Genomic DNA, 23,231 nt, shown 5'->3' with positions numbered 1-23,231 from the left:
TAATTTACAATCAGATATTTCATAGAGCTGTTGAATAACCATTCAACAGCTTTCCTTTTTAAAGTAAAATCTACAATGAGCTTATTATCACACGAAATTACTATTGCTAACGAGCTATCCATAAGCGAAAAACAGGTTCGCACGACAATTCAACTATTAGAAGAAGGCGCTACTGTTCCATTTATCTCCCGTTACCGGAAAGAAATGACAGGAAGTCTGGATGAGGTTCAGATTACAAACATCAGAGATCGTTCCCAACAACTGAAGGATCTGGATAAACGTAAAGAAGCTGTTTTAAAATCCATCAATGATCAAGGTAAATTGACACATGAACTTGAACAACAGGTCTTGACAGCCGAGACTATGGCGAACCTGGAAGACATCTACCTGCCTTACAAACCCAAACGTAAAACAAGAGCCAGCGTCGCTCGAGAAAAAGGACTTCAGCCACTGGCAGATCTTCTTTTAGTGCAGGACAAAACAGATTATCTGGAACTTGCAAGTTCGTTAATAGATGCAGAAAAAGGAGTAAACAATAGCGACGAAGCACTAGCTGGAGCAAGAGACATCATTGCTGAAATCATTGCCGAAGACGCGACAGTACGATCCAAATCGAGAGCAATATTCCTAGAAAAGGCTGAATTCGTATCCAGAGTAGTTCCAGGAAAGGAAGAAGCTGCTCTTAAATACAAAGATTATTACGAGTGGTCCGAATCGCTAAAAGACGCCCCCTCACACCGCGTTTTGGCGATGCGTCGTGGCGAAAAAGAAGAATTACTTTATCTGGATATCGACATCAATGAAGAAAATATCCTTCCGACCATTGAATCACTTTATATCAAAGCATCCAACGATGCTGCCGCACAAGTAAGATTGGCATTGACAGATAGCTATAAGCGATTATTGAAACCATCTATGGAAACAGAAATCCGTGTATTGACCCGTCAAAAAGCGGATGAAGAGGCTATCAAAGTTTTTGCGGACAATGTTCGTCAATTACTTTTAGCAGCACCATTAGGACAAAAAAGATTACTTGCAATAGACCCCGGTTTCCGAACTGGATGTAAGACCGTTGTATTGGACGAGCAAGGCCAACTGAAAGAAAATACGGCTATTTTTCCACACAATGGAGCAAATGGACTTGCCGAAGCACAAAAGACAATCAACTATCTTGTATCCAAACACGATATTCAAGCCATTGCGATCGGTAATGGAACGGCAGGACGTGAAACTGAAGACTTTATAAAGAAACTAGGCCTCGACAATGTGACCATTGTTATGGTCAATGAAAGTGGAGCTTCAATCTATTCCGCATCAGAAACAGCACGGGAAGAGTTTCCGGACCATGATATCACCGTACGTGGTGCAGTATCAATCGGAAGAAGATTAATGGATCCATTGGCCGAGTTGGTTAAAATCGATCCAAAATCAATCGGTGTCGGTCAATATCAACATGATGTAGACCAAAATAAGCTACAGACATCGTTGGACGATACCGTCATCAGCTGTGTAAATGCGGTTGGTGTAGAACTGAATACCGCTTCAAAACAAATTCTATCTTATGTCTCTGGATTAGGACCATCTCTAGCCCAGCAGATTATTAAATATAGAAATGAAAATGGTCCATTTTCCTCACGTCGAGAATTGAAAAAAGTACCTCGTCTTGGTGACAAAGCATATGAACAAGCTGCAGGTTTCCTTCGGATAAGACATGCTGCCAATCCATTGGATTCTTCGGCTGTACACCCTGAGCGTTATGCACTGGTCGAACAAATGGCAAAAGACCTGGGTAAAAAAGTAGAAGACCTACTCAAAGATGCTGAATTAAGAAAATCCATTCCGTTGAAAAACTATATCTCTGCGGAAGTGGGCCTACCAACCTTAAATGATATTATTAATGAACTAGCCAAACCCGGTCTTGATCCAAGGGAAAAGTTTGAAGCCTTTTCGTTCACTGACGGTGTCAATAGCATTGGCGATTTACGTATTGGCATGAAACTTCCCGGCATCGTGACCAACATTACCAACTTTGGCGCTTTTGTTGATATTGGCGTACATCAAGATGGCTTAGTACACCTGAGCCAACTGTCCAACCGTTATATCTCCGACCCACATGAGGTGGTCAAAGTACAACAACATGTCACAGTCACGGTTACAGAGGTGGATGAGAAACGTAACCGCATTGCTTTATCGATGAAAACAGATGAAAAACCTGTTCTTCCAAAGAATAAGAGAAATGAAGGCAAAAGACAGCCAGAACCGCAAACGGATATGGCTAGTAAGCTTGCCGCATTAGCGAGTAAATTCAAATAAATCATATATTCCGCTAAAAAAGGCTGATTCTTTAACAAAGAATCAGCCTTTTTTATGAGTCTGCAATCCCCAGTACACTATTCAACATTTTTATTTTGTATCTTTAAAAGACAACATGCTTTGATTTGTTATGAGAAACTGTATTTTACTATTGTGCTTATCGCTTGTAGCTGTACATTTCCAAGCTAAGGCGCAACTTGCTGATGGCGCATATATTTCCACGGCAGGAACCACCAAAAACCTAATTTTGATCAAGGATCACTACCTTTCTTTCATACAATATGATGAGACCAATAAGCATTTTGGTTATACTTGGGGCGGCGCAATCCAGCAGCAAGACAACACGATCAGTGTAGTTATCGAATATGACACGAAAGACAGTATCGACATCGGTAAATCAACCAACTTGTATGTTAAAACCGAAAAAGGTAACATCCAGATAAAGTTGCCCGATTCCAATAAGATCTTTGTCAAACAGAAAACCATCAGCCAAGATTTAGATGCTTTGTGGAGAATTACGGGTAGACAACAAGATGCAAAGATGCACGAGATTTCAAAAGCAGATCGCAAAACAATAAAGATTCTGGTCGACGGTTACTTCCAATGGATTGCCATTAATCCGGCCCAAAAAGGATTTTATGGAACCGGTGGCGGACGCTACAGTTACAAAAACAATCGTTACACAGAGACAATACAATTCTTTTCAAGAGACAATAATAAGGTCGGGCAAGAACTGAATTTTAATGGAAAGCTGGAAGATAACAAATGGCATCACAGTGGAAAAAGCTCTAAAGGAGATGATATTTATGAAATCTGGAGCAAAGAATTAACAAAATGACAATAGAAGAATTTCAATTATTAGACAGTCCTATTCATCAGTGGTCTACTGTACAAAAATCATTGTGGTATGACAAAAAGGGGGATTGGAAAACCGCACACGACCTCATCGATCAGTTAGATGGTATTGAAGCCGCTCACGTACATGCTTACCTTCACCGCAAGGAAGGAGACCCTTGGAATGCCCGCTATTGGTATAATCGAGCTCGACAGGCAGTATATACTGGCAGTCTAGATGCCGAATGGGAGGAATTGTTCCGATTATATTTGACATGAATTTTATTTGTAGCTGCTTTACGGAGGTAAACCAAAATAATTTATTAATTATCACAAAACAACAAAGTATAGTATATTAATATTACTAAAACAAATTGAAGAAGTAATTTTAGTAACAAAAATAACACAAAAGAAAAACTACAGTAGGTCAGAACTCAAAATGGCATGAATATTGAATATAACTTTCTATACTTTAAAAAGTATACTTTTCATAAATTTAGGTTAATAATTGGTTAGGTTAAACACCTGAGGTTCCCCACTTCAGGTGTTTTTTTATAGTTATAGATTATCGTTAATTACACTTATAAGCTGTTGTCACTAAACCAAAAATTTATTCTTTAATAAGTTACATCCAGATTTTATAGCATAAAAATCAGATACGATGTATTTTGTTATATAATTACAACTATTTTAGTTGGACCGGCACAAACACAATCTTTCGATAATTCTCCTTTTCGAATAAAACACCTATTCTATTTTTATTTAAAAGCACCAAATCGGAATAGGCTGTATAATCCCCTTTTACATCCGCAGGAGCTTTTGAAACGACATGATTGAAATACCAGGTTTTTCCCTGATCCCTGCTTAATCGAAGCGTTAAATTATCTCTTCTATTTGTGGTTGCAGCATTGCAAACAGCTAACACATATTTTCCTTTCCTTTGCCAAGAGAGCACAGATCCCTGATTAACGGGATCGGGAAGGTTTTTATCAAAATAGGTCGTATCCCAGGTCACTCCGCCATCGTTCGAGTAGGATACGATTCGCTCTTTCACATTGCCTTGCTGATTACGGGAATTCATATACAATCCTGTTTCAGAGATCTGAGCAGCCATAGTTTCATTTGATCCTTCGAATTTCACACTAGCCCCTATCTGGAATGTTTTACCGTGGTCGTCCGAGTAGTAAGAATGGACAAAATAATCCTTACCATTCTCTTTTGGGCTCCCTTCGGAATGATTCGCAGGAATATAGATACGTCCTTTATATTTACCAGAATCAAATTGCAATGCATGCCCTGGAGTATTCGCATAGGCCCGCCAGTCCTCATGAAAAGTATATCGTGTATTTACTGAAGGCTGATTCGGGCGATGAGTTTCAAGTGTGATATTCCGTGGATCGGACCAGGTTTTACCACCATCTGTTGAACTAATTGACCAACATTCGCGTATACCATTGCCTTTACGAACCTCGCCTTCGTGATTATCACCTGTATTGTAAAAAAGTAGCAGTCGTCCATTCGGATATGCCGGATCTAACAAATCTACTAGGGGAGCAGGGTTTCCGACCTGCAAATTATCATTATCAACAGCAATATGCAATGGACCCCAAGTTTTACCATCGTCCGGGCTGATTTTATAAACAATATCTACATTACCGAAATCCCCCGCATGATCCACTCTTCCCTCGGCAAAGGCAATCAATTGTCCTGTTTTATCCTTTACTATTGCCGGTATTCGATAGCTTTTATAACCATCTTCGCCAGATACAAAAACATTTACCTCCTGTGCACCTACCAAGGCATACAATCCTACAAATATTGCAGTCACAAAGACTTTTCTTATTCGGATCCAAATTGTGTTTATCATACTTACTTTTCACTTTTTAACTATAAAAATAGAATAATCTTCTATCTTTAAAGAAACGATATCATAATCAACAATAAAACCATTATTACAATGAAATTTACCTCTATTTGTTTAGCGCTTATACTATGGAGCATATGCAGCCAGGTACTGGGGCAGAATAGGCCTAACATCGTGATCATTATATCAGACGACCATGCCTATCAAACCATTAGTGCCTATGGCTCAACTTATGCTAAAACGCCGCAAATTGATCGTATTGCGACTGAAGGGGCAATTTTCAACCATGCATATGTTAACAACTCCATTTGTGGTCCAGCCAGAGCCACACTACTAACAGGCAAGTATAGCCACAAGAATGGATTTAAGGACAATGAAACTTCCGAATTTGACTTCAACCAGGATTTATTTGTCAAACAGTTACAACAGGTGGGCTACCAAACAGCCTGGGTTGGCAAAATTCATTTGGGAGAAAAGCTCCAAGGGTTCAATTATTATGATATCCTGGTGGGTCAGGGCACGTATTTCAATCCAGATTTCATAAGCAAACAAGGGCGTAAGCGCACTGAAGGCTATGTTTCAGATATCGTGACAGAAAAATCGATCAATTGGCTGGATACCCTAGATTCAAACAAGCCCTTCTGTCTGGTCATCGGTCATAAGGCGACACACCGCACATGGATGCCCGACCCAAAAGACTTCGGAACCTATGATACCGTGAATTTTACCCTACCATCAACATTTTATGATAATTACCAAAGCAGACAGGCCGCCGCGTTACAGGAAATGTCAATCGATAAGGATATGAAGATGGGTTATGATCTCAAAATGTTCAACTCATTGGAAGAAATGATGAATGATGGTAATTTCAAACGAATGGACCAAGCACAAAAGGATAGTTACGTTGCCTATTACCGCCCCATTTATGAACAACTGCAACAAGGCAAGCTAACAGGCAAACAGCTTGCCGAGTGGAAGTTCAAACGTTATATGATCGATTATCTCAATACCGCTCAATCTATGGATCGCAATATAGGTAAAGTATTGGACTATCTGGATCAGAAATCTCTCCGCCAAAATACCATCGTGATCTATCTTTCGGATCAGGGATTCTATATGGGCGAACACGGCTGGTTTGACAAACGATGGATGTACGAAGAGTCATTCCGGACACCGATGTTAATGCGTTACCCCCCATTGATTAAACCTGCGACAAAAATCGAAGCAAAATTGGTGAATGCCGATATCGCTCCCACCCTACTTGAGTTGGCCGCAATCAAAAAACCTGTTGACATACAAGGAAAATCCTTTGTTCATGTCCTAAAAAATACAAAAGAAGAACATCGCAAGGATATATATTACCATTATTTCGAAAACGGAGAGCATGCTGTGAGCCCTCATTTTGGCGTCAGAGATGATCGCTACAAACTGATTCGTTATTATAAACGTATTGAAAACTGGGAGCTTTTCGACCTTCAAAAAGATCCAAATGAACTTCGAAATGTTTATAAAGACCCAACCTATCAGCGCGTAGTCACTAAAATGAAACAAAAACTCATCGCGCAAATCCGGCAATTTGATGATGACGAAGCCGAAACAATTTATCAAGTAAACATTGACCGTTAAACAAAAACAGGGTATCCATAAATGAGATACCCTGTTTCATTTCAGACCTTCATCCTATTCTTGTTAATCCGCAAGGAAATCCCTTCTTCCACTGTATTGTTCCCTGAATTATCTATAGTCTCCAACTTATAAACACGCTTCTGGCAAAAATATGGTACTGGTTAAACATTAGCTTATGTACCCATAGCAATACTTTATGAATACTTATTCTATATTGTATCTATACTGTACCTATACGACAAAGGTGCTTTACTGGTATTCCATTTGTATTATAAGCGTAATTCCAACAAGTTATTTTATGACAAAGATATCCGCTCAGTATTCCATTGAGGTAAAAACGGTAGTCGTATCTAGCCAATAAGATTATCATGGGCATTCTGACATCATAATTACAAAAAAATAAAAAATAAAGTATAGTTATTAGGTAGATTTTATATATTTGCATTAACATTTTTTAACACATGAAAATCAGTGCAATACATATACCTGTAAAACGAATGCTTCTAGGAGATGTTTTCCAGTTCGATTCAAACGATCTCCTATAACCGTAAACAAAAAAAACCATTCATTATCATTAAATTAATATGGCAAAAAATAATATAAATTTTGTCGTACTGGCAGCGCTTTGCTTAAGCAGCAGCACGCTATACGCTCAATCCACCATAAAAGGAAAAGTAGTCGACAACAACAATGCCCCTATTCAAGGTGCAACGATTACAGAAATAATAAGCAAAAAACAGGTGCAAACGGATGCAAGTGGCCTATTCGAATTACCATCAAATGGTAATTCCATCAGCATCCAAGTTCAATATATTGGTTTTGATTCCAAAACCGTCCAAACCAATCCCAGCGGGCTTACCACAATTCAACTTTCACCGACGAGTTCCCAATTGGATGAAGTTGTTATAACAGCCTTGGGTATTTCCAGAGAGAAAAAATCCCTAGGTTATGCTGTACAGGAGGTAAAATCCACCGAATTGCAGACTCGTCCAACCAACGCGCTAAGCGCACTTTCAGGGAAAGTTGCAGGACTTCAGGTGACCAGTTCAGGCGGCAATATGGGCGGTTCGACACATGTTGTATTACGCGGCATCAATTCAATCGCAGGAAACAATCAACCGCTGTATGTTGTTGATGGAACACCTATCGACAATACTGACTTCAATTCATCAGCTACAATCAACGGAAGCGCTGGTAAGGATATTGGAAACATGATACAGGACCTTAATCCGGATGATATTGAAAACATCTCTGTTCTAAAAGGAGCGACAGCGGCAGCATTGTATGGCTCCAGAGCAGCAAATGGGGTTATCATGATTACGACCAAACGTGCTTCAAAAGGTGAGAAAGTCGAAATTTCCTTGAATACAGGGATCGATTTCGAAAATATTGTTCGTCTTCCAAAAAGACAGCATCTCTACGGTCAGGGTTATTCTACCAGCTTCCAAACACAAAATATCGCTGGTACTGACTATAAAATCGTAGATTATGCTTCCGATGAAAGTTGGGGACCAAAATTGGATGGCACCCCTGTTTTACAGTGGTACAATCTCAATCCCGAAGATGAGGCAAATTATCTCAAGCCTTCGCCCTGGCTTTATCCAAAAAATGATGTCAGTTATTTCTTCCGTACAGGCGTAGCGAATACCAATAATTTCTCCATAGGAGGCAATAGTGGAAACACCAATTATCGTTTCTCCTATACAAACAAAAATGTAACAGGTACGACGCCTAACTCAAATTTACATCGAAATGCATTTAATTTTTCGGGTGGTACGCAATTAGGTAAATTAAAAATCAACTCGACATTTAATTATATCCGCAGTTCTTCTCTAGGACGTCCTTGGACTGGTGCTTCCAATAGAAATATTATCCTTGAAGCATTTCAATGGGGGGCTGTACAGGTCGATTACAAGATACTGGAGAACTATAAACGGGCTGACGGAACCCCACTAGCGTGGAACCGTACTGGTTGGCAAAATACACCCGCTGCCGAAGCAACACGTTTTATCGATAATCCCTATTGGTCGGCCTACGAATCGTATATGGAAGATAACAGAGATCGGTTTTATGGTAATATCGGAGCAGAATATGATGTCAATAGCTGGTTAACGCTCGGGGCCAAAGTTCACGCCGATATCTATTCCTTACAGGCACAGGACCGTATCGCTGTATATTCACGGAGCGCTTCACAGTACGAAGAAACAAACAACAAGCTCAATGAATATAATTACGAGTTTATTGCAACAGCCAAAAAAAATTGGGATAAATTTTCACTCATTGCTTTTGCTGGCGGTAATATCAGAGATAAGAAATCGCAAAACAATTATGCGATTACACAAGGCGGACTGATTATCCCTAACTACTATAACCTCAAAAATGCAAGTGCGATTAAGGTCGATAATTTCAGTTATCATAAACGGATCGCATCGGTTTTCGGCAGTGTGTCGTTGGGCTATAATGACCTGCTTTATATCGATGCCACCATTCGAAACGACTGGTCTTCTACTCTTCCTACTTCTAACTGGTCTTATGTTTATCCATCCGTGGCTGGAAGCTTTCTATTCAGCAATTTAGCGGCTTTCAAAAACTTATCCTGGTTAAGCTTTGGTAAACTGCGATTAGGCTGGTCCGATGTTGGAAATGATACAGATCCTTACCAGCTGGCTAAGGCTTATAACCCGGATCAGCCTTTTGAAGGTAATCCTTCCTATACATTACCACCGATCAAACCAAACAACAACCTGCTTCCAGAACGAACAAGTTCATGGGAAACCGGGATCAACCTTCAGTTATTCAAAAACCGATTAGGCCTGGATCTGACCTATTATAATAACAACTCAAGAAACCAAATTCTGGCTGTACCGGTATCGTCTTCTTTCGGATACGAAGGCAAATGGCTTAATGCAGGTAGAATCAACAATAAAGGCATTGAAATTGTGCTTAACGGCACACCAATCAAACGCGAAAACTTTTCCTGGGACGCAACAATCAATTGGGCGAAGAACAAAAACAAAGTGGTCAAATTAGACGATCAAGTGAATACATTAAGCTTAAGCAGTTCACTGGTTCAATTGGTCGCACGTGAAGGGGAATCGTATGGCCAATTCCTTGGAAATGATTTCGTGTATGCACCAGATGGACAACGTGTACTAGAAAAAGATACGCAAGATAAAGATGGTAAATTAATTAAGAATAGTACCTATATGAAGACCTCTCAATTGGTTCCTCTGGGATCTATTCTGCCTGATTTCACCTTTGGTATCCAAAACAGCCTCCGGTATAAAAACTTCGCCCTCGGCTTTTTAGTATCCGGTCGTGTAGGTGGAAAATTCTTCTCCCAAACATATAAAGTTGGCATGTACTCCGGTATTCTGGACAAAACAGCTGCCAATAACATCCGCGAAACAGGTATTGTACTCGATGGTGTCAAAGGAGATGTTACCTTTCATAGTGACGGAACCTACGATGTCAAAAATATTACACCAAACACAACCAACATTGATGCACAGCAGTGGGCCCGCAATGAATACAATGGGCCTACAACTTTTTCCATTTTCGATGCAACATACGTCAAACTCAGAGAAGTCACTTTAGGCTATAATTTCAAACTAGCCAATGTCAAAGTCATTAAGAATATTGGCGTTAGTGTCTATGGCCGGAATCTTTGGAATATCTATACCAAAAGTAAATACATTGACCCTGAATTCACGTCGAGTGGTGGTAATGTACAAGGCATCGAAGGCGGTGCTATTCCATTGCCTGTTACTTATGGTTTTAATGTGAATCTAAAATTCTAAAAAAATGAAATTATTAAATATACTATATACAGGTGCAATCGGCATCTCACTTTTTGCGTCTTCGTGCTCCAAAGCTAAATTTGCTGAAATTAATACCGATCCCAATCGTCCGGCTTCGGTACCAACGCCTACGTTATTGGTTACTGCGGAGAAACAGTTGATCAATGCCTTACGGAGTGAAGAGATTAGTCTTCGGGGGGGGCAATTATTCGCCCAATATTTCAGTCAGAATATTTATACTGACCAATCCCGCTACAGAATAGATCAGAGTTATTCGGATAATTACTGGACAGCAACATACAAATCGTTGAATAACCTGAATGATATTATCAAACTCAATACGGATGAAAGCACCAGAGCAATCGCCACGGCAGGGACAGCTGGTACCAATGCCAATCAAATTGCCATTGTAAGAATTCTCAAGTCTTATGCTTTTCAGTCATTAACCGATGTCTTTGGAAATATCCCCTATGAGTCCTATGGCAATAAAGATGCTGATTTCCAAGCTCTGCAACAGGACCCCGACAACTTAACTCCTAAATATGCGAGTCAAGAGAAAATATATAAAGATATCCTCAATGAACTACAACAAGCAGCTGATACCTTAACGAAATATGCAACAGCAACCACATTTGGTAATGCCGATATTATCTATAAGGGGTCTAATGCGAACTGGGCAAAATTTGCCAATTCCCTCCGCTTACGGGTAGCCAATCGTATCAAGATCAAAGATGCCGCTTTGGCTACAGCACATATTGCAGATGCACTGGCAAAAGGAGTTTTTACGTCCAATAGTGACAACGCTGTATTCAAATATTCGAAAACCTCACCCAACGAAGCGCCTTTATTCCGCGCCACTGTAACGGCTAACCGGAAAGATTTCGCGATCTCCGATGTGCTTATTAAAACCCTTCAAGGTACGCGTGGTCCTTTTAAAATTGCAGATCCAAGGTTAGCTAAATTTGCCAAGCCAACAGCCGCAGATGGAAAATTTGTAGGCCAACCCTACGGCCTGCCTTTAGCTGCTGGAAATCTGTTTCCGGTCGATAAAATATCGTTGCCAAGTGACCTGATCAATGCGGCAGACTATAGCGAAGTTCTTATGGAATATGCAGAAGTAGCATTTATCCAAGCCGAAAATAGCAACTGGGATCAAATCAATTACGAAAAAGGCACAAAAGCCTCTTTGGAAAAATGGGGTGTCCCACAAGACGATATCACAGCCTATATAAGCAAACTTCCCGCTGCGAACAAAGAGTACGTGCTTACTCAGAAATACCTGGCACTTTTCAATCAAGGTATCGAAGCGTGGTCAGAGATCAGAAGAACGGGATATCCATTATTCCTGACAAAAGCAGGCGATGCACTTTGGACAGGGACTATTAATGGTGAAACTGTCACCTATTACTTTACACCAGAAGTGGGAAAAGAAATACCCAGTCGTTTTGTTTACCCGTTAAAGGAACAAAGTACAAATAGATCAAATTATCAAGCAGCCCTGGCACAACAAGGAGATGATGTGATCAACACCAAAGTATGGTGGAATAAATAAAAAAGCATTTTCTACCCCTTTGAACACCTGAAGTTTAAGATTTCAGGTGTTTTTTTTTCCAATTATTTCCTAACTTCGTAAAAGACCATTAAGAAAGAATGCCATGGATGATCAAATATTAGATAAAATCGACCAACTGAGTGAAGAGGGTAATGCCTATTGTGATGAAGAGAACTTTCGCGAAGCAATTAGGGTATGGACTGAGGCGCTCAATTTAATCCCTAACCCACAAAATGTCCACGCTGAAAGTCTTTGGTTGGAAGCCTCCATTGGAGATGCTTATTTCTTAGAGGACGACTTCGAAAATGCACTTCCACACTTTGAAAATGCCAAAGGCAATATCATCGAAAATGCTTATGAAAATCCTTTTATCATGCTGCGATTAGGACAGTGTTACCTGGAAACAGCTAATACCGAATCTGCACAAGAATACCTTCTTCGCGCCTATATGATGGAAGGAAAGGAAATTTTTGAAGAGGAATCACCAAAATATTTTAATTTTCTGGCTGATAACGTCGAATTGGATTAATCAATTGCATCTGCCACCTCCATTGGTAAATCAGATTCAAGAATAGATGCACCCTGGGCGAATATCGCCCTATATTTTTCCTTTCTTTCCTCTTTCTTTGTTAGCTTGTCATAAGTTGGCGCTGACGAAATCATACACATCACCCCTTTCCCATTAAAAAAGCGATACATTTCTGCATTCGATTCTTTTAACTCAGGACCTATATAGACGATCATCCGGTCATAAGGCAATCCCGAAGCCTTAAATTTAGCTAAGGCTGACTGATCTTTGATATGCATAGACATATACTGATCCGGATTTTGAGCCAAATAGTAGGCCGCCTGCTCAACATTATGTACGGTTACCCAAACCCAACTATATGCATTATGCTTTCGCAATATAGCTGCGGTCGCTGACAGTGGTAAATCTTTCTTATCAAGATTTAAAATGGTTTTCCCTTTTGCCCATTCAATAACTTCATCTAGGGTATTTATAGGATATTTAGTAATATTTCCAGCATGGTCTTTGAGACGAAGTGTACGCAATTCAGCCCATGTATAATCCGACACCCGACCGCCCCCATTTGTCACCCGCTCCAAGTTTGCATCATGGAGTAATACCGCAACACTATCTTTCGTATAGCGTGGATCTATTTCAAAAATTGCTGGAGTTTTACGTAACACAGCCTCAAAAGCCGCAATAGAATTTTCAGGAAGACCATCTTCTATCGTCCCGCGGTGACCGCTTATGATTTTCTTTCCTTCAGCATACTTAAAGTATGCACGCATGGCTTCTACAGATTCAAACTTTAGCCTCTGGTTGCTTTGAGCTAAAACTTTCGTGTATAATAAACTAGATAAAAATAATAATAGAAATACAGAAATCGTTTTCAACCGTATATCATTGTGATCTGAAGCAGCCATCTACCTATTTAATTATGGAAATATGAATTGCTAAAATAGCCATCCTATATCAATAAATCGTAAACAAAATATGTACTCAAAATAAAGAAAATAAAACGAGCAGCTTAACAACATCGAATAGATTTTCTGCTACAGCCCCTATACGATGGTAAAACATTCCTCTATTCCTTAATATTCCTGATGATCAAGAAAGCCCCTCCAAATTGTATTCCTATTTATAGTTGGTAATTTTTTGAATGAGACAGCCGCTAGATGAGCATATTAAGCGAAAAAAATAGCAGTTTTTTAGATGAAGAAAAATTAAATATTCTATATTTGCATCAATTTATATTTGATCTAAATAAACTACCATGAAGAATAGAACACGATATATGATGTTCGCAGCAGGAAGCCTTGTCCTTCTCGGGACTCAGTTACATGCACAAGAGTTATCTCTCCTCGTTAAAAATACAGAAAATCAACCAGTGGCTCAAGCTAATATCAGGCTCAATGGGAAAAACATTGGTTACTCAAATCAGCAGGGGCAATTTTATCTCGCTAAAGTACCGACAAATGGCCCACTTCAATTTCGTGTTTCCTATACCGGTTACTCAGCCCTTGAAAAAATGGTGAGTTTAGATACGGTCAGTGGTCCTATCCTATTTCAGTTAAATGCAACACAGACTTTAGACGAGATTATTGTTACCGCTGGTCGTAAAGCCGAAAGTATCTCTACAGTTCCCTCGTCTGTATCCATTTTAACAACAAAAGAGATCGAGGCACAGAGCCAGATCAGCACCAATCTTTCAACAATACTTGGCAATACAATTCCAGGACTGGGTACGGCTACCAACAAAGCAACCAATTCAGGTCAGACTTTACGCGGGCGATCTGTACTGGTTTTAATAGATGGGATCCCACAATCCACACCATTAATGAATGGACAGCGCGATCTACGCACTATTGATCCCAGTGTTATTGAACGCGTGGAAGTTATTAAAGGAGCAACCTCCATCTATGGAAATGGCTCAGCCGGCGGGATTATCAACTACATCACGCGCAATCCAGCAAAAGATTCAGCTCCTATCCAAGGAATTACCAGCCTGAGAACAACCTTCAATCCTATAAACAGTGGCGGAACGTTGGGCTATCGTGCCGCCCAAACATTATATGGCCGAAAAAACAGCTGGGATTACACCGTCAGCGGATCGGCGGATTATGTGGGTCTTCAGCGCGATGGTGATGGAACAGCCCTCGGTCAGACAGATGGTCTTTCAAATACCTATCAATACAATGCATTCCTCAAACTTGGCTACAGCATCGATAACAGTTCCAATCTATCCGCTGTATATAATTTTTATCGAAGCAACCAGCACAACAGATACATCAGCCAAACGGGTGTCTATGGACAATCCCCGACTATCGGTGTAAAAGGAGATGATCCTGGCAAACCTGCCGGCACGCCTTACAACCACAATGCGATGCTGACTTATACGAAAAATAATCTTTTTGCCTCCACTTCTCTCGTTGCATCGGCCTATTACAACACCTTTCGATCCATGAATCGTTATGTTGAAAAAGCATCGGCATGGTATGGTCCCGGCCAAACACAGATCAACTCCGAGAAAAAAGGATTGCGTATCAATCTCAACACGCCTTTTCAAGTATTTGGTTCTAACGCGGATGTCACTTACGGAATTGATCTCCTGAATGATGTCACGGATCAAAACCTGACAGACGGTAGAGTCTATATTCCTTATATGAATATGCTCAACGTGGCGCCTTATGCCCAAGTAAAGATTGATTTTCTAGAAAATCTAATTTTCAAAGGTGGGGTCCGTTATGAAAATGCAACCGTCAAAATAAAAGATTTCAACACCATTGCTACAGGTCCGGACAATGCGGGTAGCATCGCTGTTAAAGGCGGCGAAATACCGTATAAAGGAGCTACGTTCAATGCCGGTCTCCGTTATAATAAATATTCGTTCTTTAACCCTTTCATAAGCTTTTCACAGGGTTTTGCCATCAATGAACTTGGCAGAATTGTCCGCAGGGCAACCGACAACGATCTAGATAGTCTAAAAACAGATCCCATCATTACCAATAACTATGAAATCGGGTTTTCCAGCAACTACAGTATTTTCCAATTATCTGCTTCCTACTATTATAGTACTTCAAAAATGGGTGTGGAACTTGTAGACATTGGTGGTTATCTGATGCCACAACGACTTCCTGAGGATGTCTATGGATATGAAGTAGCCCTAAGTGCAACCATCAGTCCCCAACTGACTGTAGGTGGAACTTATGCTTATGTGGAGGGAAAATCGAAAAAAGAAGACGGCACGAAATCCTACCTCAATGGCTCACGTATCGCTCCGATCAAAGCGACGGGATATATCTATTATACCCCGATCAAACCATTGACCTTTCAATTATTCTGGGTACATACCGGGGCTCGTGACAGATTCCTGCCTAACGACAAAGGTGTATATAAAAACAGCGAGGGGCCGGTTAAACCAGTAGATCTTTTTAACTTAAATGGTAATTATCAGATCAACAAACAATGGTCATTGGGACTAGGCGTTGAAAATCTTTTCAATAAGAACTACTACCCAGTTGTAAGTCAATACCGTGCGTTAAATGAGGAATATGTAAGAGGTCAGGGAATGATGGCTTCCTTTAATATCAATTACAAATTTTAGATGATCAAGTCGAGCATACTTTGGCTGCATAAATGGCTCGGGATAATCACCGGCATTATTGTATTCATTTTAAGTATAACAGGATGTATATATACCTTTCAGGATGAGCTCAAACTATGGGCTTATCCCGAAAAGTATTTTATATCCCTTGTTGACAGCTCCTCAGATCCACTCCCTTTAAGCACCTTACTGCATAATGCGCAGCATAGTCTTGACGAGGGGCAGAAAATCTCCCGTGTAGACCTCTATCCCGCGAAAGATCGAACCTGGGTATTTCGTGCCATGAAAACAGATGAGACAGCCTTTGGCCATTGGAATTACTTTCGCTATTATAAAAGGGTATTCATCAATCCTTATACAGGTAAGGTGCAACAGGTTGAAAACACAAAGACAGAGTTTTTTCAACTGGTATTACAACTCCATCTCAATTTGTTGCTGGGAAAAAAATATGGTCATGCTTTAGTCAGTTGGTCTACAGCGCTATTTATTGTCATTCTATTGAGCGGGATCGTATTGTGGTGGCCGAAAAAATGGAAGGGAAAAAATCTCCGCAGGAGCTTTTGGGTAGACACAAAAGTTAAATGGAAACGGTTAAATCACGATCTGCACAATGTGATTGGCTTCTATAGCCTTTTTATTGCACTGGCTTTTGCTATTACAGGTTTGGCATTCGCATTTCCGGGATTCAAAAAGACCTATATCGCTACATTTAATCTTTTTCAACAGGAAGCGACATCTAAAACGCTAGCTGTCCCGACACCAATCCCCTTAGCTTATGAAAAATTTCAGGACAATGCACTGCACTATAGTCTCAAAAATTATCCGCAGGCCGAAATGCTTTCCATCCGGTTGAAAAAAGAAACAGAGCAAGAAGTCGATATTCAAATCAGAAGGTATGAAAAACGAAGCGGTGTCTTTAACTGGTTATATTTCGACAGAAAAGAGGCCAGTTTAAAACAAATCAAAAGCGGTGACAACTTGCGGTTCGGAGATAAACTTGGATCGCTCAATTATGACATCCACACCGGCAGTATCGGTGGCTTGGGAACAAAGATTATTGCTTTTATCGCCAGTCTTTTTTGTGCTTCCCTGCCAATCACAGGGTATATTATCTGGCTGAACAAAAGCAAGAAGACAAAGAAAAAGAAGGGTTATCAACATAATGTTAATAAGTGCTGTTAATAACCGGGTATTTTCTTTTAAACAGTTTCTCAACACAGTTATCAACATAATGTGGAAAAGTAAGCAATCAGGATTTCAACTCGTAATAGCTTATAGTCGTAAATGAACAAGCTGAATAGGTTCGAATCCAGCGATCGTAATAAAACAAATTGAACCAAAATTGAGAAAAGGGTTGTCCAACATTTGGACAACCCTTTTCTCCTTTAACTTTGTTCGCTCCTCTGCAATATTTTGTTTAAATATTCCCGTCTTAGAGGTACTATCACCTTTCAGGCATATGCCACCTACACGAATAAGTGACCATACCTCTTACAGGTTTTCATTTCGATCAATTTCCGTAAACGGAATCGAAAACAAATAATAAGGGCTATTTTCTACAAATTGGGTATTGTTAGGAAACTGAATGACACGATGACCTTTGGCGCTAACTTTTTTTACAACTCCATCTTCTCCAACTACATCGACCATAATTGAATTGCCTTTATCATCGACGTACGCTTTCCGATCAACCTTTCCTTGTGTCCGAAGGATATCCGACAGTGCAAACCCCTCACCCCAAAGCTCTTTTCTACGCTCAATTAAAATCTCTGAAATCAATTTAGCCTGGTCACCGTCAACAAATAGCTTTGCATTCCTTGCTTTGCGCAATGTATTCAAAGCGCTTATCGCTTTTTCTTTTTCTCCAGCTTGTGCATAACCTTCTGCTTCGATCAAAACCATCTCAGCCGAACGCATATAAACGATATCACCGATTAAATTCGATTTAAACTTAAACTTTTTATAACGTAAAAATCCTTCTCTTCCTTTTAAACCATCCCACTCGAACAGGCTAGTACGAATATCACCATTGTCAAATAATTGTTTAAAATATGGATCAGCCATATAGCTATAATAATAAGAGCCTGCAGACGACACATCCATATAATGGAATGAATAACTCGCTACACTCTGTTCATTCGTCTGTAAGTGTCCCCAGATCCATTCCGAATTACCCAGATCATTAAACCCTTCATTATAAGCGGCGGCACTCATCAGTGGATAACCTTTGGCAGCTTTGCCAGCGTATTCAGCTGCAAGCTTCCATTCTCCAATCTGTAGATACGCCCGTGCAAGCAATCCGTTCACGACATCAATGTTAATATCATACTTTGCTTCGCGTTTAGCAGTCGCAAGAAGGGTTTCACTATCTTTCAAATCTTGCACTATAAGTTTATAAACTTCTTCCTGTGTTGCTTTTGGATGTCCCTGAGTTTCCAATGTACTGGGCTCGGTATAAATCGGAACCGATTTCGCACTCTTGTCTTTCAAATAGCTAAACTGATAAAAAGAAGCCAAATTAAGGTAGGAAAAAGCTCGTAATACTTTAGCCTGCCCCTTTAATACATTTTTAGCTTCCACTGGTCCGACAGCGCCATCAACTTTTGCGATCACATTATTAGCATTGTCGATCACCTTATAAAATAAGGTCCAAAAAAAGGCTACACGACTTGAACGACTATTGCTTAATTCAGTGAATGCATAAGCATCCCTGTACCCATATTTTGTGGTCACCGCAACATCACTTCCCATGGCATCGCTTGTTCTCATCACAGCGGTATACCCCGGATTTGCAAAAGTATTAAACGTTTCATTCAGGTATCCCCAGGTTCCATTGATCACTGTAGCAATGTTGTCCGTATTCTTATAAATCTCATCCGCTGGCACTGATGTAGTTGGAGATGTCTCCAAAGCATCTTTACAGGCGGTATTTGCCAATGAAAGTGCCAATACGATATATACAATTTTTAGTTTCATGATTCTTATTTGATTTTTTTAATTAACAGTCCAGCGGTTTAAAAAGCAAGTTGAAGGCCTCCTGAAATCGTGCGCATTGCTGGATAACGAAAATAAGTAGCACCATTGACAGTCTGCTCTGGATCCATTCCCTGATGACCATAGAACGTCAATAAATTTTCACCAGTAACAAATACACGAAGCTTATCAATATTAATCCGCTTGGTAAGAGCTGCAGGTAAGCTATAGCCCAGACTTACATTTTTAAGTCGTGCATAGGTCGCACTGTACAAAAAGCGTGTCGATGATGATGTCCAACTCAGGTTATCTGTTGTTAATTTAGGCACATCAGTCTGTGTATTTTCAGGTGTCCAACGCTCCAATATTTCCTTTGACCAGGCTCTCCCGGGATTACTACCATTATGCATCACCTGAACATAATCGCTATCTAAAATTTTTCCACCCAAGCTGAAACTGACTAATGCGGACAGATCAAAATTTTTGTAAGTAAAACTGTTTTGGATACCACCCATAAGATCAGGCAAAGCGCTTGGTCCAATAACATTGCCCGCCTTTCCATACTCGGAGGTTTTTGCATCCGTCCTATAACCGTCCTTATCTGCAATATACCACTCTGGCAGCCCACTTTCCGAATTAACGCCAGCCCATTCAGGAATAAAAAAATCGTACAAACTTCCACCTACGCGCATCAACTTATTACCTGTATTGATCGGTTTATTATCCTTAGGCAGGGATGTGATCTTATTTTTAAAGTGGGAAAAATTCACATCTAGATTCCACCTGAAATTCTCATTACGTACAGGTATTGTACGGATATCAACGTCTATCCCTGTATTTTGCATTGCCCCCGCATTTGCACTGTATCCGGTATAACCCGTAGAAGGAACCATTGGCATGGTGAATAAAAGATCTTTACTCTTTCTGATATAATATTCGACATTTAAGGCAACTCTATTTTTAAAAGCCGAAACATCAAGCCCCACATTCATATTGAGGTTGGACTCCCATTTCAGGAGTGGTGTTCCCAACCTTTCCGTATAAGTTCCACCTTTACCATTATTATTGGCAATTTCATAGAGTGCTTGATACTCATAATATGTGGGTAAATTATCATTTCCCTGCCCACCATAACTTGCCCTAAGCGTCAATTGATCCAATACCGTCTTACCCTTCAAAAATTCCTCTTCCGCTATTTTCCATGAACCACCGACAGACCAGAAAGTCCCCCAACGAGTATCTTTATGAAAACGAGCAGAACCGTCAGTTCGTAATGAAGCTGATAAATAATACTTGCTATTGTAGTTATATTCTGCTCTTCCTAAAAAGCTCAATAAGCGATAGTCAACACTAGATCCCGTAAAATCATTTAATTGCGAGGCAGCTGCAGGCTCATAGAAGCCCGGCAGAACAAAACGATCGCGGCTACCACTGATATTACTACTATTAAAAGTATAATATTCCTGCCCACCCAACACATTGATATAATTCAGCCCGAACTGTTTCTCGTAGGTCAATAGATTGTTCCAGGTCTGGGAAACAGTACGTGCACTTGAACGGGATACCGAACCGCCCGTATTTACACCATCACCCAGCAATGGGTTTGTATAATTATGTGTATTCCCATTAATATAATCAACACTATAAGTCGATTTCAATTTAAGATTACTGGTCAATAAGGCCTCCAGATAAGCACGTGCTGACAGATTGTCTCTACGGATATCATTTTTATCCAGTGGCAATGAAGCGGCTAGATTATTTCGTGGAGTAGCACCACTAGGCCTATACTCACCAAAATCATAGACCCTTTTTCCATCTTTCTCCACATAGGATCCATCAGGATTGCGTTCATAATACGGATAAAAGGAAGGAACCAGTCTGGTAAAGTTGATGATATTGGCTGTATTACTGTCCTCCGATTGCGGATATTTCTGTAGTGTACTGCTACCACCGATATTTAGACCGACATTCAACCAGGATTTGACTTTACTGTCAATATTTGCCCGCAGGTTATAGCGTTTAAAACCAGATTCTATTGCAATTCCCTGATCATTCAGATATCCACCAGAAATATAATAGGTACTTTTTGCTCCACCACCACTAAAACCCAAATCTGCCTGCGTACGTACACCTGTTCGCTGTAGAACATCTGTCCAGGGGTCATCCCAAAGCGCCTTCGCCCCAGCCACAAGTTTTCCATCTAATCCTACTGGTTGTGGAAAGTTGCTACCATAAGGATTGATATTTAAATCTTCAAGCACCAATGCGCTTGCATTTTTGGCAGCCTGTTCTGCGGTATTTTTTGGATTGGTCAACTCTTTGTTATATAAAGCTTCCCAATACAATTGAAAATATTCATCTGTGGTCACCTTATCGTAATCACGAACCGCTCGTGTTGAATATCCCTGTGTAAAATTGAGCGTAATTTTGGTATCGTCAGAAGCTCTACCTGATTTTGTGGTAATAATAACAACACCATTAGCCCCTCTAGAACCATAAAGTGCACTGGAGGCAGCATCCTTTAATACCGAAATAGACTGAATATCGTTTGGATTCAATGAATTGATATCCCCCATATACGGACTCCCATCCACAACAATCAATGGTGCACTCGAAGCATTGACTGATCCAATACCCCTAATCCGTATACTAGCCCCAGTTCCTGGTTGACCTGAAGACGCGACCGATTGTAATCCCGGTACCTGCCCCTCCAGTGCTTTAGTAATATTAGAAACCTGTCTGTTCTCGATCGCTTTACTACTCACAGTACTCACTGACCCCGTGATATTTGTACGTTTAGAAGTGCCATAAGCCACCACGACGACTTCATCCAGGTCTGTACTTGATGGTTTCAAAGCCAAAGAGATAGTACCTCCGGTGGCTCTCAGTTGTTGCGATTCGTAACCTATAAAAGAAAACTCCAGGAACGGGTCATCTTTACCTGTGGTACTGATCGTAAACTCCCCCTTAGCGTTCGTCAGTGTCGATTTATTTTGATCAGATACACGCACACTTACGCCAGGAAGTGCCTGCCCAGTATTGGCATCGGTCACTTTCCCCTGAATGGAACGTTGCTGTGCATACAGTTTATTCATACTGGTACTAGACAGCGCTAATGCTACAATAGGAATGTATTTGAATGTTGAGTGCATATTAAGGATATTTAATAAATGAGTTAAGTATAATAAATATATAGAAAATAAATAAATTCAATGTAATTATATCACCAAAAAATATGGCAAAACGTAGTGTGTTTAAAAATCTACTAAATTGATAGATTTTATCAGATCGCAAATATAATATAATCTATACTAATTTACTATACATTTTTTATAAAAAAATAAATAATTGAAAAACAAACGATTACAGATGCCACCCAGGACAACAAGTTGATAGTAAGCAAGCTAACAAATTATTATTGATCTAGCCAGCGCTGAAAATTTGGGGAACGCTCTTCGCTAACAATAACTTCAATTCCCTTTGGAGTTTGGGGAATTAGTTCCAATTTAATTCTATTCCGACTTATTTTTAACATAGACTGAATGGAATCAATACGAATAAGAAATTTTCTATTAATTTGAAAAAAAACGAATGGATCTACCTGAGTCACCAAGTGGACCAGACTATCTTCAATAATATAGGCTACACCTGACTCTTTTTCCACCGCATATAGTTCTTTATCTTCTGCCATAAAGTAGGCAATATCGGCAATCGCCAAGGACTTTAAAAAGTTACCATACTTCACCAAAAAGCGCTTCTTTAGACGCAACTCAGCTTTGGGTAATAGTGGCTCAATACGTTTCATGATCTGCGCGAGTTCCTCTGCCTCGAAAGGTTTTAACAGATAGGCATAACCTTGATTTTGAAAAGCTTCCAATGCATATTGTTCATAGGCAGTTGTAAAAATAAGCGGCACATCAATCGATACCTGTTTAAATATTTCAAAACTCAGTCCATCCATCAGATGGATATCCATAAAGATCAGGTCAAAATGATGCTTATTGATGGTCTTCACGGCTTCCTGGATCTCCTTTGCATTGGTAAAGGTCAATGTGCTGTCCCCATAAAGGTCTGTCAACATCTCCTTTAAGCCTACAAAAGCCCAGTCTTCGTCTTCGACAATCAATATATTCCATCCCATGGGTTGAATGTAATAA

The 23,231-nt window shown here is 40.0% G+C and carries 14 protein-coding genes; 9 read left to right on the top strand and 5 right to left on the bottom strand.

Annotated features, from left to right (window positions below; all coding sequences use genetic code 11):
* Positions 1–75 precede the first annotated feature (75 nt).
* From M2408_RS23285 to M2408_RS23275, 3 genes are all read left to right on the top strand, one after another.
* A complete protein-coding gene (locus M2408_RS23285; RefSeq protein ID WP_259186993.1) occupies positions 76–2,313 on the top strand; it encodes a Tex family protein in 2,238 nt (745 codons plus the stop codon).
* Positions 2,314–2,443: 130 nt separating this feature from the next.
* Entirely contained in the window at positions 2,444–3,151 is a 708-nt protein-coding gene (locus M2408_RS23280; RefSeq protein ID WP_259186992.1) for a hypothetical protein, read from the top strand.
* Entirely contained in the window at positions 3,148–3,426 is a 279-nt protein-coding gene (locus tag M2408_RS23275; RefSeq protein ID WP_259186991.1) for a hypothetical protein, read from the top strand. Before M2408_RS23280 ends, M2408_RS23275 begins: the two co-directional genes overlap by 4 nt.
* Before the next feature lie 406 nt (positions 3,427–3,832).
* Here M2408_RS23275 and M2408_RS23270 read toward each other — a convergent pair whose 3' ends face one another.
* The gene (locus M2408_RS23270; RefSeq protein WP_259186990.1) at positions 3,833–5,014 is read right to left on the bottom strand and encodes an exo-alpha-sialidase; all 1,182 of its coding nucleotides are present in this window, start codon (positions 5,012–5,014) and stop codon (positions 3,833–3,835) included.
* 90 nt (positions 5,015–5,104) lie between these two features.
* On the opposite strand from M2408_RS23270, the gene M2408_RS23265 reads away from it, so the two are divergent.
* The 4 genes from M2408_RS23265 (at position 5,105) to M2408_RS23250 (ending at position 12,518) form a co-directional block, all read left to right on the top strand.
* Complete coding sequence (locus M2408_RS23265; RefSeq protein WP_259186989.1) at positions 5,105–6,637, top strand: sulfatase; 1,533 nt, start codon at positions 5,105–5,107, stop codon at positions 6,635–6,637.
* A gap of 584 nt (positions 6,638–7,221) precedes the next feature.
* Positions 7,222–10,437 (top strand): SusC/RagA family TonB-linked outer membrane protein, encoded by a 3,216-nt coding sequence (locus M2408_RS23260; protein WP_259186988.1) that lies wholly within the window; start codon positions 7,222–7,224, stop codon positions 10,435–10,437.
* A gap of 4 nt (positions 10,438–10,441) precedes the next feature.
* A complete protein-coding gene (locus tag M2408_RS23255; RefSeq protein ID WP_259186987.1) occupies positions 10,442–11,989 on the top strand; it encodes a SusD/RagB family nutrient-binding outer membrane lipoprotein in 1,548 nt (515 codons plus the stop codon).
* A 103-nt stretch (positions 11,990–12,092) separates the two neighbouring features.
* Positions 12,093–12,518 (top strand): hypothetical protein, encoded by a 426-nt coding sequence (locus M2408_RS23250; RefSeq protein ID WP_259186986.1) that lies wholly within the window; start codon positions 12,093–12,095, stop codon positions 12,516–12,518.
* On the opposite strand, the gene M2408_RS23245 is transcribed toward M2408_RS23250, so the two are convergent.
* Positions 12,515–13,285: a glycerophosphodiester phosphodiesterase family protein gene (locus M2408_RS23245; RefSeq protein ID WP_259186985.1), complete on the bottom strand. Its 771-nt coding sequence runs from the start codon at positions 13,283–13,285 to the stop codon at positions 12,515–12,517. The genes M2408_RS23250 and M2408_RS23245 overlap by 4 nt on opposite strands.
* A gap of 485 nt (positions 13,286–13,770) precedes the next feature.
* Here M2408_RS23245 and M2408_RS23240 point away from each other — a divergent pair, with 485 nt between their 5' ends.
* Positions 13,771–16,101, top strand: coding sequence for a TonB-dependent receptor (locus tag M2408_RS23240; RefSeq protein WP_259186984.1), 2,331 nt, complete (start codon positions 13,771–13,773; stop codon positions 16,099–16,101).
* A complete protein-coding gene (locus tag M2408_RS23235; RefSeq protein ID WP_259186983.1) occupies positions 16,102–17,283 on the top strand; it encodes a PepSY domain-containing protein in 1,182 nt (393 codons plus the stop codon).
* A gap of 309 nt (positions 17,284–17,592) precedes the next feature.
* Here M2408_RS23235 and M2408_RS23230 read toward each other — a convergent pair whose 3' ends face one another.
* The 3 genes from M2408_RS23230 to M2408_RS23220 form a co-directional block, all read right to left on the bottom strand.
* A complete protein-coding gene (locus tag M2408_RS23230; protein WP_259186982.1) occupies positions 17,593–19,077 on the bottom strand; it encodes a RagB/SusD family nutrient uptake outer membrane protein in 1,485 nt (494 codons plus the stop codon).
* 38 nt (positions 19,078–19,115) lie between these two features.
* Entirely contained in the window at positions 19,116–22,226 is a 3,111-nt protein-coding gene (locus M2408_RS23225) for a TonB-dependent receptor (RefSeq protein ID WP_259186981.1), read from the bottom strand.
* Positions 22,227–22,489: 263 nt separating this feature from the next.
* Positions 22,490–23,215, bottom strand: a complete 726-nt coding sequence (locus tag M2408_RS23220) for a LytTR family DNA-binding domain-containing protein (protein WP_259186980.1) — start codon at positions 23,213–23,215, stop codon at positions 22,490–22,492.
* Positions 23,216–23,231 lie beyond the last annotated feature (16 nt).

Source organism: Sphingobacterium sp. BIGb0165 (assembly GCF_024810095.1).
Classification (GTDB): Bacteria; Bacteroidota; Bacteroidia; order Sphingobacteriales; family Sphingobacteriaceae; genus Sphingobacterium; species Sphingobacterium detergens.
This window is presented reverse-complemented; position numbering and strand designations above follow the sequence as displayed.

Excerpts from the sequence above, each read along its gene's own strand:
- M2408_RS23225 (WP_259186981.1), bottom strand. The coding sequence starts at position 22,226 with ATGCACTCAACATTCAAATACATTCCTATTGTAGCATTAGCGCTGTCT.
- M2408_RS23245 (WP_259186985.1), bottom strand. The coding sequence starts at position 13,285 with ATGCGTGCATACTTTAAGTATGCTGAAGGAAAGAAAATCATAAGCGGT.
- M2408_RS23235 (WP_259186983.1), top strand. The coding sequence starts at position 16,102 with ATGATCAAGTCGAGCATACTTTGGCTGCATAAATGGCTCGGGATAATC.
- M2408_RS23220 (WP_259186980.1), bottom strand. The coding sequence starts at position 23,215 with ATGGGATGGAATATATTGATTGTCGAAGACGAAGACTGGGCTTTTGTA.
- M2408_RS23270 (WP_259186990.1), bottom strand. The coding sequence starts at position 5,014 with ATGATAAACACAATTTGGATCCGAATAAGAAAAGTCTTTGTGACTGCA.
- M2408_RS23240 (WP_259186984.1), top strand. The coding sequence starts at position 13,771 with ATGAAGAATAGAACACGATATATGATGTTCGCAGCAGGAAGCCTTGTC.
- M2408_RS23285 (WP_259186993.1), top strand. The coding sequence starts at position 76 with ATGAGCTTATTATCACACGAAATTACTATTGCTAACGAGCTATCCATA.
- M2408_RS23265 (WP_259186989.1), top strand. The coding sequence starts at position 5,105 with ATGAAATTTACCTCTATTTGTTTAGCGCTTATACTATGGAGCATATGC.
- M2408_RS23230 (WP_259186982.1), bottom strand. The coding sequence starts at position 19,077 with ATGAAACTAAAAATTGTATATATCGTATTGGCACTTTCATTGGCAAAT.
- M2408_RS23260 (WP_259186988.1), top strand. The coding sequence starts at position 7,222 with ATGGCAAAAAATAATATAAATTTTGTCGTACTGGCAGCGCTTTGCTTA.
- M2408_RS23275 (WP_259186991.1), top strand. The coding sequence starts at position 3,148 with ATGACAATAGAAGAATTTCAATTATTAGACAGTCCTATTCATCAGTGG.
- M2408_RS23280 (WP_259186992.1), top strand. The coding sequence starts at position 2,444 with ATGAGAAACTGTATTTTACTATTGTGCTTATCGCTTGTAGCTGTACAT.
- M2408_RS23255 (WP_259186987.1), top strand. The coding sequence starts at position 10,442 with ATGAAATTATTAAATATACTATATACAGGTGCAATCGGCATCTCACTT.
- M2408_RS23250 (WP_259186986.1), top strand. The coding sequence starts at position 12,093 with ATGGATGATCAAATATTAGATAAAATCGACCAACTGAGTGAAGAGGGT.